General features: G+C 57.4%; 14 protein-coding genes. 6 read left to right on the top strand and 8 right to left on the bottom strand.

From position 1 onward, the window contains the following. Position 1: 1 nt before the first annotated feature. From RRU01S_RS09515 to RRU01S_RS09505, 3 genes are all read right to left on the bottom strand, one after another. Positions 2–1,075, bottom strand: a complete 1,074-nt coding sequence (locus RRU01S_RS09515; protein ID WP_045230048.1) for a glycoside hydrolase family 25 protein — start codon at positions 1,073–1,075, stop codon at positions 2–4. Positions 1,076–1,316: 241 nt separating this feature from the next. Further along, the gene (locus RRU01S_RS09510; protein WP_045230047.1) at positions 1,317–3,833 is read right to left on the bottom strand and encodes a methyl-accepting chemotaxis protein; all 2,517 of its coding nucleotides are present in this window, start codon (positions 3,831–3,833) and stop codon (positions 1,317–1,319) included. A gap of 194 nt (positions 3,834–4,027) precedes the next feature. Continuing rightward, positions 4,028–5,092: an alpha/beta hydrolase family protein gene (locus tag RRU01S_RS09505; protein WP_045230046.1), complete on the bottom strand. Its 1,065-nt coding sequence runs from the start codon at positions 5,090–5,092 to the stop codon at positions 4,028–4,030. A gap of 143 nt (positions 5,093–5,235) precedes the next feature. Here RRU01S_RS09505 and RRU01S_RS09500 point away from each other — a divergent pair, with 143 nt between their 5' ends. Next, the gene (locus RRU01S_RS09500; protein ID WP_045230045.1) at positions 5,236–6,321 is read left to right on the top strand and encodes a helix-turn-helix domain-containing protein; all 1,086 of its coding nucleotides are present in this window, start codon (positions 5,236–5,238) and stop codon (positions 6,319–6,321) included. Between the two features lie 7 nt (positions 6,322–6,328). Here the strand turns inward: RRU01S_RS09500 and RRU01S_RS09495 are convergent, their stop codons facing one another. Further along, positions 6,329–7,432 (bottom strand): TRAP transporter substrate-binding protein, encoded by a 1,104-nt coding sequence (locus RRU01S_RS09495; RefSeq protein WP_045230044.1) that lies wholly within the window; start codon positions 7,430–7,432, stop codon positions 6,329–6,331. A gap of 267 nt (positions 7,433–7,699) precedes the next feature. Here RRU01S_RS09495 and mbfA point away from each other — a divergent pair, with 267 nt between their 5' ends. Continuing rightward, the gene (gene mbfA / locus RRU01S_RS09490) at positions 7,700–8,683 is read left to right on the top strand and encodes an iron exporter MbfA (protein ID WP_045230043.1); all 984 of its coding nucleotides are present in this window, start codon (positions 7,700–7,702) and stop codon (positions 8,681–8,683) included. Positions 8,684–8,721: 38 nt separating this feature from the next. Here mbfA and RRU01S_RS09485 read toward each other — a convergent pair whose 3' ends face one another. Beyond that, positions 8,722–9,120: a RidA family protein gene (locus RRU01S_RS09485; protein WP_045230042.1), complete on the bottom strand. Its 399-nt coding sequence runs from the start codon at positions 9,118–9,120 to the stop codon at positions 8,722–8,724. 197 nt (positions 9,121–9,317) lie between these two features. Here RRU01S_RS09485 and RRU01S_RS09480 point away from each other — a divergent pair, with 197 nt between their 5' ends. Further along, the gene (locus RRU01S_RS09480; protein ID WP_045230041.1) at positions 9,318–9,911 is read left to right on the top strand and encodes a TetR/AcrR family transcriptional regulator; all 594 of its coding nucleotides are present in this window, start codon (positions 9,318–9,320) and stop codon (positions 9,909–9,911) included. 6 nt (positions 9,912–9,917) lie between these two features. On the opposite strand, the gene RRU01S_RS09475 is transcribed toward RRU01S_RS09480, so the two are convergent. The 3 genes from RRU01S_RS09475 to RRU01S_RS09465 form a co-directional block, all read right to left on the bottom strand. Beyond that, positions 9,918–11,507: an ABC-F family ATP-binding cassette domain-containing protein gene (locus RRU01S_RS09475; protein ID WP_045230040.1), complete on the bottom strand. Its 1,590-nt coding sequence runs from the start codon at positions 11,505–11,507 to the stop codon at positions 9,918–9,920. Between the two features lie 182 nt (positions 11,508–11,689). After that, positions 11,690–12,304 carry a transglutaminase-like cysteine peptidase gene (locus RRU01S_RS09470; protein ID WP_045230039.1) on the bottom strand — a complete coding sequence of 205 codons (615 nt, stop codon included), beginning with the start codon at positions 12,302–12,304 and terminating at the stop codon, positions 11,690–11,692. A gap of 98 nt (positions 12,305–12,402) precedes the next feature. Next, positions 12,403–13,212, bottom strand: coding sequence for an alpha/beta hydrolase (locus RRU01S_RS09465; RefSeq protein ID WP_045230038.1), 810 nt, complete (start codon positions 13,210–13,212; stop codon positions 12,403–12,405). A gap of 186 nt (positions 13,213–13,398) precedes the next feature. On the opposite strand from RRU01S_RS09465, the gene infC reads away from it, so the two are divergent. The 3 genes from infC (at position 13,399) to rplT (ending at position 14,776) form a co-directional block, all read left to right on the top strand. Beyond that, positions 13,399–13,935, top strand: a complete 537-nt coding sequence (gene infC / locus RRU01S_RS09460; protein ID WP_081880045.1) for a translation initiation factor IF-3 — start codon at positions 13,399–13,401, stop codon at positions 13,933–13,935. Between the two features lie 192 nt (positions 13,936–14,127). Beyond that, complete coding sequence (gene rpmI, locus RRU01S_RS09455) at positions 14,128–14,331, top strand: 50S ribosomal protein L35 (RefSeq protein ID WP_045230036.1); 204 nt, start codon at positions 14,128–14,130, stop codon at positions 14,329–14,331. 40 nt (positions 14,332–14,371) lie between these two features. Further along, positions 14,372–14,776: a 50S ribosomal protein L20 gene (gene rplT, locus RRU01S_RS09450; RefSeq protein ID WP_045230035.1), complete on the top strand. Its 405-nt coding sequence runs from the start codon at positions 14,372–14,374 to the stop codon at positions 14,774–14,776. The last annotated feature ends 41 nt before the right edge of the window (positions 14,777–14,817 follow it).

Below are 14,817 nucleotides of genomic sequence, written 5' to 3'. Positions count from 1 at the left end.
ATTATCCGCGCGACGACCAGCGCTGCCAAGCTTCTTCGCTGCCGCTGAACACGTTGAGGTCGATCTTGCCGTCCACGCCATGCGACAGGCCAGAGCCGGAATATTGCCAGAACAGCCATTTGCGGTCTGGATAGACCTTGGATGGATGCTGGGCCACGGCCCGCAGCCAGAAAGGATAGTTCTGGAACTCACCTGAAAGATGGTCTTTGTAGAAATCCGGGGCCGTGTAGATGATTGGGCGCTTGCCGTAATGGCGCTCCAGCATGTCCATGAACACTTGCATCTTTTCCAGCACCTTGGCGCGCGGCAGGCGCATCTTGCAGCTGGATTCGCCGTTATATTCCACGTCGATCACCGGCGGTAGCGCATCCGGGTCACGCGGCACGTTGCGAATGAACCATTCTGCCTGGTGGCTTGCAGCGCGGCACCAGTAGAAGAAGTGGTAGGCACCGCGTTTGACGCCTGCGGCCTTGGCGCGGTTCCAGTTGGTCTTGAACATCGGGTCCAGATGATCGCCGCCATCGGTCGCCTTGATGAAGGCGAAGTTGGCACCGCGTGATCTCAAGCGTTCCCAATCGATATTGGCCTGCCAGCGGGAGACATCCACGCCGTGAACCGGGAAATGCCGGGGTGTGACGCTGCCGAAATTGATCGGTTTTGCATCGCTGAAATTGGAGCGGAAGATGCGCGAACGCACCGCAGGTCCCGCATTCATGGCAGGGGCAGCGGCCATCGCCATCTGTACCGGGCGCTCACTGGGCGAGATGACACCCGCTTGCGGCGCCATCGGCCTGTTCATGGCAGGCATAGCAGACTGATGATCTACGGCTGCGAAGGCGGGAGATTCGGCAGGCACCGGCCCACCCCAGGCTAGAACCTTCTGGGACGGTTCGGCACGAAGTGGTGCTTGCGATTGCCCGACGCTGGCCTGCGGCACGGGCGCGGAAGGTGTCACGGAACTGGTGGTTTCCTTGGACGGAATCCCCGCCATCAACCCTTCAGGACCGGTACTGGATGTACAGGCCGTGAGGGATAGGCAGGCTAGAACAAAAGCTGGCACTGTCGATCGATGCATGAGAACCCGTACGCAAAACAAGCGGGCAGACGCGGTAAGCGACACCCTGGACCATGAAAAAGTATGACTAACGACAAATTATCAAAAAAGGCTGAATCCAATCTTTACGACCAGGAAATGATCGCAAAAACCGCGTTGAACTTTCCGCGAGCTGCCGGTGACCATCGAAAACCAGCAAAAAAACAAAAAACGCGCGGACGAAACCGTCCGCGCGTTCAATCAATGGTTCAGCCGTTTGGCGTTATGCCGCGACGCGTTGATCCCGACGTGTGCTCTGGGCTGTCGCCAGACGGAACTGTTCCAGCAGGCTCAACAACTGATCAGTTTCCTCATTCAGCTGTTCGCTGGCAGCACTCGTTTCTTCCACCATCGCCGCATTCTGTTGGGTCAGCAAGTCAACTTCGCCAACGGAACTGTTGATCTGCTGCATGGCAACAGACTGGTCCTGTGTGGCCTGGGTAATCTGCTCGACATGGGCGCTGACATCGGCGATCTGCGTGCCGATCTGGGCCAGCGCATCGCCTGTCTGTGTCACCAGGCTGGAGCCTGCAGCGACTTCCTTGGTGGACACGGCAATCAGCTCGCGGATTTCCTTGGCGGCAGCGGCGGACCGCTGCGCCAATTCGCGAACCTCATGCGCAACCACGGCAAAGCCCTTGCCTGCTTCACCCGCACGTGCGGCTTCGACACCGGCATTAAGCGCAAGCAGGTTGGTCTGGAACGAGATAGAATCGATCACCTCGGTGATGTTACCGATGGTCTGGGACGCTTTTTCGATCCGCTGCATGGCCGATACCGCATTGCGAACGATAACGAGCGAGTCCTCGGTGTTGCGGCGGGTCTTGTCGACGATGGTGTTGGCCTCACGCGCGCGGTCCACTGCGTTGCGCATGTTGGAGTTGACCTCGTCCACGGCCGCTGCCGTTTCTTCAAGCGATGCAGCCTGACGTTCTGTGCGGCGGGAAAGGTCGACGGAGGATGTCGACATTTGCTGCGCATTGTCCCTGATGGCACCGACATTTTCGCGAATGCCGCCAATCGTTTCGCGCAACCGCAGCATCGAGCGGTTGAAGTCGATGCGAAGCTGCTCCAGACGGTCATTGAACGGTGTGTCGATCGTGGTGGAGATATCGCCGGCAGACAGCCGCTCCAGGCCACCGGCAAGCGCGCTGACGGCAAACTGGATCTGGCGGTCGAGTTCCTTGCGCTCGCTGTCGTTGGAATGGCGCTGGGCCTCGGCGGATGCGCGCTGTTCCTGCGTTGCCGCTTCGAGACGAATGCGCTCTTCGGCATTTTCCTTAAAGACTTCAAGCGCACGCGCCATGTCACCGATTTCGTCATGACGATTCTTGCCGTTGAGCGGAATGTCGATCTCGCCCTTGGCCAGACGCTTCATGGCGCTGACGATGCCGAGGATCGGTCCCTTGAAAGTCATCACCAGACCGATGCCAGCGAAAATCGCAACGAGCACGCCAATGACCATAGCAGACAGCGAGATATCATTGGCCTTGCTGCGCTCGGTATCCGCTGCGGTGCGTTGCTTTTCGGCAAAGGCCGTCAAGCTGGCCCAGACGCTGCGGATTTCCTCTTCCGCCATGCTGAAGGCCACCTTGCGCTGCTGCGAGATCGCCAGAAGGGCAGTCGCAGAAGCGTCCAGCTTGGTGGCCAGAGCATCGATTGCCTTGGCACTGTTGCGCGTGGCTTCAGACATCTTGGTGTCGACGGTCATTTCGCCGGTGGAAACATTCAGGCGAAATGCAGCGTCGCGGAATTTCTCGAGCGATGCCTTGTTCGGCGACGCCACATAGCCTGCCATTTCAAGCTCGAGGTTCTTGGCATCGTCTGCAATCTGGCGGGCCGTTGCGAGAAATGCCGTTGCCTGTTCGATGGGTTGATCCAGCTTGCCGAATACTTCCGTTGCCTGGCGCGATTTGACGCTGGCAAATCCCTGAAGGCGGATGGTGGCGGGACGCATGAGGTTGACCACGCGGTCGATGGTGCCAACCGTGCTGTCATTGACGATGCCGATATCCAGCTGTCCACGGATTTGTGCCACGCCGTCGGCCATCTGCTCGAAGATCATCTTCTGATCGACGGTCGCGATGGCGACCAGTTCCTTGACGGTGCTTTCCAGCGTGCCGATGGCAGCTTTCACGACAGCTGTCTTGTCTTCGGGCGCGGTCGCCTTGTTGAAATCGGTGACGACGGTCGCGATGACATTGGCGCCGCGGTTCAACTTGTCCGCTTCGCGCAAAAGCAGCTTGGCTTTCGCCTCGTCGGTCTGCAACGTGCTTCTGGTGTTGGTGGCGTTGGCCAGCAGGCCGTTCAATTCGCGGGTGATGGTGCCAAGGTCCGCGCTCATACCGGCGCGCAGGGCCTGTTCCTGATTATGGCTGGTCCACAATTCATCGACCTGCTTGTCGATATTTTTCGTGCGATCGATGGCGTCTTTTATCTCTGCGGAATTGCCGTCTTCGGTCGCGCGCAGAAAATTGGCCTGTTCGGCCAGCTGGCGGTGCAGCGCGGCGCGTGTGTCGTCATTGGTATTGCTGAGAAACGATGTCATCCCGCCATAGACTTCCTTGAACCCGGTCAAGGATTGCAGGATGGTGTTGGAAACATCCATGCGGCTTTGCAGCAGGTTGGATGCGTATAGTCCCGACAGACCGACGGCAAGAATACTTGCCACGAATGGTGCGATGAACACGATGACCTTGGTTTGTATCTTAAACCGCGCCAACAAATTATCGATGATCATTAACTTTCCCCAAAGCCCGCTTTTGAACTGACGTCCCTGTTTTCCCACGGGATCGTCCTGCCTCAACTTGTGCAACTGAGGTTTGAAAAAATTGTTAAGATCGAAGGGTTTAGCCGCAGATGAGCTTTATGTCATAAAGGCCGGCGCACTCGTCCGGCCTTCTGAAACGGCAGGGTTCTAATGTCTGGTGGTGATCACTGGCCAGCTTTCAGCGTCGTGCGAAATGCATCGACGATCAGCTTTATTAGTTGCGCGTGGATGTCGGCACGGTCCCGGGCCGTCGGGGTGCAGATCGGATCGATCTCGCCAACCGAGGTCAGAAACTCTGCCGCACCCGGTTTGCAGACCGGCAAAAAGCTGAAGTGGTCCGCATCGTTCACCTGCGCATAGGTCGCATGCGGCACGTCCTTGGCGAGTTGATCCGACAGAACCGAAACCGGAATGTTGCCCACACTGCCCAGATTGATGAAGGACAACGGCATCGGGATGGCCTTCAGGCTGTCTTTCGTGAAGGCAACCTCCAGACCGGGATCAACCAGAACCGCTGTGCGGATGCGCTCATCGCGGTTTGATTGTTCGAAACGCGCTTTGTCGACGCTGCGCAGATCGAGCTTCGGCACATCGATCGGCTCCCCGTTCTTATAGCCGCGACCGCCCGTGAACCATGTGCAGTCCATCTGCGTGGCGTGATCGACGCAATATTGCACATAGGCATCCAGATCGGCCCGCGCGCCGGCCAGTTCCAACGCCGCACTGCCACCCAGAGAAAAGCCCAGCACGCCGACACGATTGGTATCGATGGAGGGCGACCACTGCGCATTTGATGTGAGCGAAGTGATGATGGTGGAAAGATCATCCGTGCGCTCCCAGATTTTTGGCGTGTCCTGAGGGGTGGAATCGCCACTGGTGGTGCCGGGATGGTCCGGTGCTGCGACGATGAAGCCCGCTTGCGCCAGAGCGGTGGCGAGCCAAGCGGCACTCGTACCACGTGCGCCTGATCCATGTGAAAACAGAACCAGCGGGAAGCGACCCGATTGTATCTGCGCCTTGCTTTGAGCGGCAGTCCCTTCGAAAATCCGGTTTTCGCCGACGTTGATGGTCCCGCCTTTGCCGTCGGATGGGTACCAAACGGTCACGGCAACATCTTTGCCGCGTGTAGGGGAGTGGATGGTGATATCACGGATGCCGACATCATCGCCTGCAAATGCGGGTGTCATGGCAAGCGTGGACAGAACAACAGCAGAAAGAATGGAGCGCATCGAAAAGCCTCTTGGGTTGGAGCAACGAGGCCGATCTCAACGCATTCCACTTTTTTCACGCCCTCAAACACGTTTGAGGTCGTCCGCGAACGCGATTTGGTTCATGTAAAAGCATTGTCGGTTTACAATCCAGGTTGCCCCACGTGCTGTTCGTTCCCTTGCCCCTTGTCGTTGCACTCCTGCTTTTCCTCATGCTGGCATCGATCCTTCGCGGTTCTGGCGAAGGCAAGGCTAATCGCCCGTTTCTGGCGCTGATTGTGCTCAGCGCGGTGCAATCGACTTTGGTCGGTTTGCGTTGGGGCTATCAGATCGAATGGCTGCGATTTGCCTTGCCGATCATGGCTTCAATGTTGCCACCGCTCGCCTATGCCAGCTTTCGCAGCCTGATGAACGGTTGGCGGCTGGAGAGTACCGCAAATATCGCCAGCATCGTCGTGCCGCCGGTGGTGATCGCGATGCTTCTGGTAGTCTATCCCGTCGCCATCGATGTGAGCCTTATCGTGCTTTTCGTCGGCTATGCGATTGCCATCGTGCTACTCGGCAGGCGCGGGCCGGATGGGCTGGAGGAGGCGCAGTTTGCAAGCGTCGTCCCGGTCCATCGCGCGCTCTATCTCGCCGCTGCCGCGCTGTGCCTGTCGGCGGTCTTCGACATTCTTGTCCTGATCGATTTCCATTGGGCGCGCGGCGAAAATGCCGGTGTCATTATCAGCAATGGCAATCTGCTCGGTCTTCTTCTGATCGGGCTCACCGCCTGGGTTGCCGGTGACAGCAAGCCGGAGAAGCTCGTGAGTGCCGCGCAGGCAGATGCCGAACCGGTCGGCGCAAGTGCTGGGGATCACGAGGTCATGGCGCGGCTAGAGGTGTTGATGGCGCAGCAGAGGGTCTACCGCGACGAAAACCTCAATCTGTCACGCCTTGCCCGCAAACTGGCTTTGCCCAGCCGGCAGATTTCCAATGCCATCAACCGCGCAACCGGCGGCAATGTCTCGCAATACATCAACCAGTTGCGGGTGCAGGATGCCTGCCGCCTGTTAGAAGAAACGGAGCAGTCGGTCACGGCGATCATGTTTGAAAGCGGATTTCAGACCAAGTCCAACTTCAACCGCGAGTTTCGCCGCATCACCGGCATGAGCCCGCTGGCCTGGCGGGAACGACAGGTATGGACGCTGGTATCAGCCAACAAAAAAGGCCACCCGGAAGAACCGCGTGGCCTTTCGAATACGTCTTAAAGGTTGATTACAGCGTGCCGTTGCGCTGCTGGATCATCATGTAGGTGTCGTAGGTGTATTCGGAAATTTGTGCCCAGAGGTAGGCGTCCTTTTTGAACGCCTGCTGGCTTTCATAAATCTTCTTGAAGTTCTCGTTCACAGACGAAAGCTCGGCATAGGTCTCAAGCGCTGCCTTGTGGCAGACATCTAGAATTTCCTGGCTGAATGGACGCAGGATCGCGCCCTGCGCCACCAGCTCCTTCAGCGCCTTCGGGTTGCGGGCGTCATACCGCTCCAGCATCGAGGCGCTACCCGCGGCACAGGCGTCTTTCAAAATACGCTTGTAGTTATCCGGCAGGCTGTTGAACTTTTCGAGGTTCACGAAGGCATGGCAGGCCGGGCCACCTTCCCACCATGCGGGATAATAATAGTATTTCGCGACCTTGTAGAAGCCGAGCTTCTGGTCGTCATAGGGACCGACAAACTCTGTCGCGTCGATCGTGCCTTTTTCCAGCGCCGCATAGACGTCGCCGCCTGCGATCTGCTGCGGCGTGATGCCGACCTTCTGCATGACCTGACCGGTGAGGCCGGCGATACGCATCTTCAGACCCTTGAGGTCGTCGATCGTGTTTATTTCCTTGCGGAACCAGCCACCCATCTGCGCGCCGGTGTTGCCCAGCAGAATGGAGTAGATATTGTGCTTGGCCAGAAACTCGTTCAGCAACTCGTTGCCACCCGCCTGGTTGAACCAGGCATTGGTCTGGCGGGCGTTAAGGCCGAAGGGGATGGATGTGCCAAGCGCAAAAGTCGGGTCCTTGCCGACATAGTAGTAAGAGCAGGTATGGGCCATTTCGACTGTGCCTGCCGTCACCGCGTCTGCCGCCTGAAGGGCAGGCACGATTTCGCCACCGGCAAAATGCTGAATGGTGAAATTGCCGCCGGATGCTTCCTTTACGTGATCAGCGACGATCTGGCCCGCACCGAAGAGAATGTCGAGACCCTTGGTGAAGGACGAGGTCATCCGCCAGTTGATCTTGGGATTTTCCTGCGCAAGGGCAGGTGCGGCAAGAGCGGTTGCTGTAACGCCTGCGCCAGCGGCACCGGCCCGGCGAATAAATGATCTGCGATCCATGTCGATTCAAGCCCTGAAAGTAGCATCATAGGCGAACCGCCTGGTACGCCTGCCGCGAACTAATAACCATGTCCGCCGACAGCCTTCAAGATAATCTTGGTGATATTGAGTCTCGAATTTCGCTTTCCTCATAAACGGGAAGGCGGTGCACGCGGACTTTACGAGATGACGCGCATGGCTCATTCAGAATTATTAGAATGATTCTAATTTAACTTGCGATTCGACTCGGGCGGATGTAATTAGAATTATTCTAAAAAGGATGGATCCATGTTTCGCAGCATCTTACCCGGCTCAAAGCGCCCGTTTTCATCCCTCAGCGAGCAGGAAATTCTCGCCCTTGCCATATCGTCGGAAGAAGACGATGCGCGCATCTACCGTTCCTATGCCGGGCATCTGCAAGGGCAATATCCGCAATCCGCCAAGGTATTTGCGGATATGGCCGAGGTGGAGCAGGCGCATCGCAACATGCTGATCGGCATGCACCAGGATCGCTTCGGCGAGACCATTCCCCTCATCCGTCGCGAGCATGTCAGCGGCTTTTACGAGCGCAAGCCCGATTGGCTGGTGAAAAACCTGCCGCTGGAGAAAATCCGCGCACAGGCCGAAGAGATGGAACAGCAGGCCATCCGTTTTTACGATGAGGCGATCAAGCATGTGACGGACGCCTCTACGCGCAAGCTGCTGGGCGATCTGGCTGAGGCCGAGCGCGGGCATGAAGACATTGCCGGCATGCTGGATGGCAAGCATCTGCCCGATGATGCAAAGTCCGAAGAGGAAGAAACCGCGAAACGGCAATTCCTGCTGACCTACGTCCAGCCAGGTCTGGCGGGCCTGATGGACGGTTCGGTCTCGACACTCGCCCCCATTTTCGCCGCCGCCTTTGCCACGCAGGACACATGGCAGACGTTCCTCATCGGCCTGTCGGCATCGGTCGGTGCTGGTATTTCCATGGGCTTTACGGAAGCGGCACATGATGACGGCAAGTTATCCGGGCGTGGGTCACCGTTGAAACGCGGCCTCGCATCCGGCATCATGACGGCTATCGGTGGTCTCGGCCACACGCTGCCCTACCTCATCTCGCATTTCTGGACGGCAACCGCCGTTGCCGCCATTATTGTCTTCATGGAACTCTGGGCCATCGCCTTCATCCAGAACCGTTATATGGAAACGCCGTTCCTGCGTGCGGTGTTTCAGGTTGTGCTGGGCGGCTCGCTGGTGCTGGCCGCCGGTATTCTCATCGGCAATAGCTGACGAAAAGGAGGGCAAGTGGAAACGCCCTCCCTTTCATGTCACGCCGTTGCAGGAAGGCGGGCGATCACTTTGATCTCGAAATCGAAGCCAGCCAGCCAGTTGACGCCGATGGCCGTCCACGTGGGGTAGGGCTTCTCGCTGAAAATGGTCTCCTTGACTCTCATGATCGTTTCCAGCTGGTTTTCCGGGTCGGTATGGAAGGTTGTCACGTCGACGATATCATCGAAGGAGGCACCTGCCGCAGCCAGAACGGCGCTGAGATTGTCAAAAGCAAGCCGCACCTGTTTGGTGAAATCAGGCTCGGTCGATCCGTCTTCGCGGCTGCCCACCTGACCAGAAACGAACAGGAGCTCTCCGGAACGGATCGCAGGCGAATAGCCGTGCTTGTCATAGAGTGCGTGTCGATTGGGTAGAAAAACTGCGTCGCGTTTGCTCATTGTCTTGGTCCTTGCTTCAGGCAGCCGTATCCGGTCCCGCTCAGCGCGTAATGCGGCGAGCGAAGATCGAGATGATTGGCCTTTGATTGTTTTACTATTAGGCGATATTTGATATACGCGCCGTATGTCTAGATAGTGCGCATACGTGACGTATGTCAATAAGCATACGGAGCGTATGTTAGTGAGAGGTGTGCGATATGGCGGTAAGAACACGAGCGCAGATGGTGGAGGAGACGCGTGAAAAGCTTATCATTGCAGCCCGAAAAGCCTTTGCGACAAAGGGTTACGCCGCATCCTCCATGGATGATATCACCGCGGATGCAGGCCTCACACGCGGCGCGCTTTACCATAATTTTGGTGACAAAAAGGGCCTCTTCCAGGCGGTGATCGACCAGATCGATGCCGAAATGCTGGCGCGTTTGCGCGTCGTGCAGGAAGGCGCCGAAACGCCGTGGCTTGGTCTCTTGTCGGAAAGCACGGCCTATATCGAGATGGCACTGGAACCGGAAATTCAGCGTGTGATGCTGCTGGACGGCCCGGCCGTTCTGGGCGATCCCGCCAAATGGCCCAACCAGACCGCCTGCCTGCGCCGCATCGAAACAACCGTGCAGGCGCTCGTTGACGACGGCACACTCAAGCCTGTGGATGCCAAGGCCGCGACATCGCTGCTGAATGGCGCCGTGCTGAATGCAGCACTCTGGATTGCCGCAGCCGACGATCCGCGCGCGGCCTTTCCAAAGGCTGTCGAAGCCTTTCGTCAGATGGCCTCCGGCTTGCTGACCGAGCGGTGACTGCCATCAGCCCTCCACAGGCACTGGCTGATAACGCTCGATACCGATCGCCTCCAGAAAAGCCCTGTCGTGGCTGACGACAAGAAGCGCACCATCATAGGCACGTAAACCCGCCTCGACAGCTTCGATCGCGTCGATATCCAGATGGTTCGTCGGCTCGTCAAGAATAAGGAGCGGCGGCGGCGCTGTGCCGCCCAACGCGCAAGCAAGGCCCGCCCGCAAAAGCTGGCCTCCACTCAACGCCCCCGCAACCTGCAAGGCTGCATCGGCACGAAACATGAAGCGCGCCAGCGCCGCCCGGCATGCATTGTCATCCGATTGCGGGTTCAACCGGCGGAAATTGTCGAGAATGGAGGCCGACGTTTCCAGAAGACTGACCTGTTGGTCCAGCATGGCAAATTCTGTGAAGAGCTTCGTATCGCCGCTCCATGGTTTCAATGCCCCTGTGATCAACGAGAGCATTGTGGACTTGCCGGAACCGTTGGCGCCAGTGATGGCAATCCGCTCCGGCCCGGTGATGGCAAAGGAAAAGTCGCTCAAGACAGGCACGCCGGGCAGGTACCCGGCGGTTATGCCATCCATCTGCAACACCATTTTCGTCGCTGGCAGGCCGGTCGAGGTAAGCGAAACGGATAGCGGCTGGAGAATGTCGATCTTGCGACGCGCCCTTTCGACCGCTTCAAGGGCACCGTTCTCTCGATTTTCCGCCAGTCTCGCATGGCTGCCGCCGGTGCTTTCGCTGCGGTTTTTCATGCCGCCAAGCGCGATGCGCGGCATATCGCCTTTGGCCGCTTTGCGATGCCCAGCGCTGTCCTTGCGCGCCTTTGCCTCCGCTCTCTGCTGCGTTTTGCGGGCAATCTCGTTCAGTTGCTTTTCCGCATCGGACATATCCCGTTCGACAGCGGCAAGTTCCATCGCCTTGAGGTTGCGGTAGTGGCTCCAATTGCCGCCATAGCGCTTTGCGCCTGACGGGGTAAGTTCCACGATGGCATCCATCGTTCCCAAAAGCTCGCGATCGTGGCTGACGACCAGCGCCCCGCCGTGCCATGTCGACAGAAACTCGATGACGGTTGAGCGGCCATCGCGGTCCAGATTGTTGGTTGGCTCGTCAAGCAGCATGAAATCCGGATTTCGGAACGCCAGCGCTGCAAAGCCTGCCCGCGTGCGCTGCCCGCCGGATAGGGATGAGAGAAGCGTCTCCTTGCTCGCTTCAAGACCAAGAAGACCAAGCGCAGACCGCATGCGATCCTCCAGCGTCCAATCGGCAATCTCCAGCTGTTCAAGCGTCGCTTGGCCGCTTTCGGCACACCGAAGAGTGGTGAGCGCTTCGGAAACGCCAAAAAGATCGGCAATGGTCTCATCCGCATCGACCTGCACGATCTGCCGCATCGTCCCGATCGTTCCGTCGATAGAGATGCTGCCCGCATGCGGACGCAAATCTCCGGCGATCAGATTGAGCAGCGTCGATTTTCCGACGCCATTGCGACCGACGAGGCCGGTTCGTTTGTTGTCGAAACTGAGTGTCAAGTCGGAAAAGAGGGGGCGCCCTTCAGGGGTGGACCAGCTGATATTGGATAGCGTTATGGAGGCAAGCATGTGCGTGGATGTTCCCGAAAACAACAAGAAGGGTGGCTGTTGTTGTTGGGTTAAAATCCATGTCGAACACATCCTGTCAGCATTGGTCGTGGACCCCATGATAGGGATTTAGCCATATGTGTTCAAGCTAAAATGGCATTTGGGCCCTGGCACGATCCATCGCCCATGCCAGGGCAATGGTATCAGCGCAGCGCGCCGACCAGAACGTCACGACCGTCTTCGATCGAGACCCAGCGGCCTGTGTTGAAGGAGGCCTGGCGCTTCAGGTAGGTGTAGTTGGTGTCGGTCCAGATTTTCACGTCATCCGTCAGGTTGTCGAGGATGAAGTCGCCGTCATTTGTGCGCAGCGTCAGCACGGCGTGGCCTTCGCCGTCGGGCTTGCGAACGACGGTGATCAGAAGGTCTGACACCGCAAAGCCGCGCTCGATCAGCTTCTTGCGCTTCAACAACACGAAGTCTTCGCAGTCGCCCGCCGTCTTGGGATATTCCCAGACTTCTTCCTTGCCATAGACTTCCATGTCGGTCATGGCGATGATGGTGGCGTTGACATCCTTGTTGACGTCGCGAATGACCTGCCAGCCATACTCCGTCACACGTGGTGGCGGGGTCAGTTTGCTGCGGATGTCGCACTCGGACACATATTTCTGGCAGAACTCGTAATGACCGATAGGCTGGGACGTGATGCCTCCGGTGACCATGGCCGGGCTGCCCTTGTTATCTGCCTGCGCAGAGGCCGCAGAAAATATTGCGGCCGCAACTGCAACTAGCAGAGCAAGCGCCCGAGGTGCGTTCTTCATGAAACCCGTCCCTTAAAATCTTAATGAAAAGTTAAGAGACGGTGGGGGTATGTGTCAATCGGAACTCAGCGTCCATGAACGCAAGATGAATAATATGGTTAAGACCGTGGCGGGATTGCCTGCAAAGCAAGGCTTTTGGCCGCCGCCAGCATGCGCTCTATATCCTGTGGACGTGACAAACGGTGGTCTCCATCCCGAATAAGGCTCAACACCACATCATCAGCGGGCAGATGCTCCAGCAATGTCAGTGCGTGGATGTAAGGCACATCCTCATCTTTCATGCCCTGAATGATGTGAACCGGGCATCCCGTTTGGATGATGCCGTGCAGCACCAGGTTGTTGCGCCCGTCTTCGATCAGGTCGCGGGTGAAGATGTTCGGATCGGCACTGTACTCCGATGGCTCCTCGAAATAACCGCGTTCTTGGAGTGACAATTTCTCCGCATCCGAAAGATTGGGTTCGATCAATGCGGCGGTAAAATCCGGTGCCGGCGCGATCAAAAGCAAACCTGCGACCTCAGGGCCTTTTGCCGCCTTACGCAGCTCTTCGATTAGCCTCAGCGCAATCCAGCCGCCCATCGACGACCCCACGGCGACGATACGCTTGGGTGCCTTGTGGCGAAGCACGGCGATAGTTTCTTCCAACCAGCGTGAAATCGTCCCCTTGTTGAAATCGCCCGTGGAGGCCCCGTGGCCGGAATAATCGAGCCGGATGCATGCCAGACCGTTTTCCTGGGCAAAGCGATCCAGCTCCACTGCCTTGGTGCCGGTCATGTCCGAACGGTAGCCGCCAAGCCACACCAACGTGGGCGCGTCGTCACTGTCCCGCGCGTCGCGTGACAGTATTGCGATCTCGCGTGTGTCGCCGGTGGGGCCAACAGTAATGGTTTCGATGGTTTGCTCTGTCATAGGGGCTCTATTCTCCTGCAATTTGCCCTTCATGTAGTGCAAATTCTTAAAAAGCACGACAGGAGGTGATTTTTTTGCGCAAGCGTGCTATTGACTTCGCGGCGGCATTCACGACATTTCCGCCATTTGCACCGACAAGCTGGTTTTTGCCGACGCGATCCCGAAACAGATCAGGAGAATACGACCATTCGCAGACCGTTCAAAGCCGATGCCCCCGTCAAAGAGGGCCCGCGCTCCAACAGGGAAATTCGAATTCCCAAGATTCAGCTGATTGATGAAGAAGGCCAGAACCTTGGCGTCATGCCAACGGACGAGGCTCTGAAGATGGCAGAAGACGCCGGTCTTGATCTCGTTGAGATTTCGCCAAACGCAGAACCTCCGGTATGCAAGATTCTTGATCTCGGCAAGCTGAAGTATTCGTCTCAGAAAAAGGCGGCCGAAGCGCGCAAGAAGCAGAAGATCGTTGAGGTCAAGGAAATCAAGATGCGTCCCAACATCGACACCCACGATTACGAGGTGAAGATGAAGGCGATGAACCGTTTCTTCGACGAAGGCGATAAGGTAAAAGTGACGCTGAAGTTCCGTGGCCGCGAAATGGCGCACCAGGAACTCGGCATGAAGCTTCTGCTGCAGGTTAAGGAAGACACCGTGGCCATTGCCAAGGTCGAAGCCGAACCCAAGCTCGAGGGACGTCAGATGATGATGGTTCTGGCACCAAAGTAACATGATTGCGCCTGTTTGCAGGCGTTTTGACGAAGTCGCAGGGGAATTTCTCATTCCCCGTTGCTCTTTTTCATAACTGCGGTTATAGGAGCGCGTCCGAACGGTCCGGCAGGGCATGCCGTGGCCGTTCTAGAATAGCTTGAAAGCAGGCTTCGTCTGCCTGTCTTTCGATACAAAAAATGGAGTAGCAAAATGCCCAAGATGAAGACGAAGTCTGCCGCGAAAAAGCGGTTCAAGATCACAGGCACCGGCAAGGTTCTCGCAGCCGCCGCCGGTAAGCGCCACGGCATGATCAAACGGTCCAACAAGTTCATTCGCGACGCGCGCGGAACCATGGTTCTGGCCGAAGCTGACGCCAAGAAGGTTGTCAAGAACTACCTGCCGAACGGTCTTTAAGACTTTTCCGCACTTTTGGATATTTTAAGGAGATCATGACATGGCACGCGTAAAACGTGGCGTAACTTCCCGCGCCAAGCACACCAAGACACTCAAGGCAGCCAAGGGCTTCTACGGCCGCCGCAAGAACACCATCCGCGCCGCCAAGGCTGCTGTGGATCGTTCCAAGCAGTACGCTTACCGCGACCGCAAGGTCAACAAGCGCAACTTCCGCGCTCTGTGGATCCAGCGTATCAATGCTGCTGTTCGCGAATTCGGCCTGACCTATGGCCGTTTCATCGACGGCCTGAACAAGGCTGGCATCGAAGTCGACCGCAAGGTTCTGTCCGACATGGCAATTCATGAGCCAGCAGCATTCGGCGTTCTCGTCGATAGCGCCAAGAAGGCTCTTGAGTACCTCAAGGATGCTGGCACCACCAACGAATTTGAAACCGCTGTAAAGTAATTACGGCGCGGACAATCTGTTGTTCATTTGAAACCCGCGCC

Source organism: Agrobacterium rubi TR3 = NBRC 13261 (assembly GCF_000739935.1).
GTDB classification, from domain to species: domain Bacteria; phylum Pseudomonadota; class Alphaproteobacteria; order Rhizobiales; family Rhizobiaceae; genus Agrobacterium; species Agrobacterium rubi.
The sequence above is the reverse complement of the archived record's forward strand: the minus strand, read 5'-3'. Positions and strand labels throughout refer to the sequence as shown.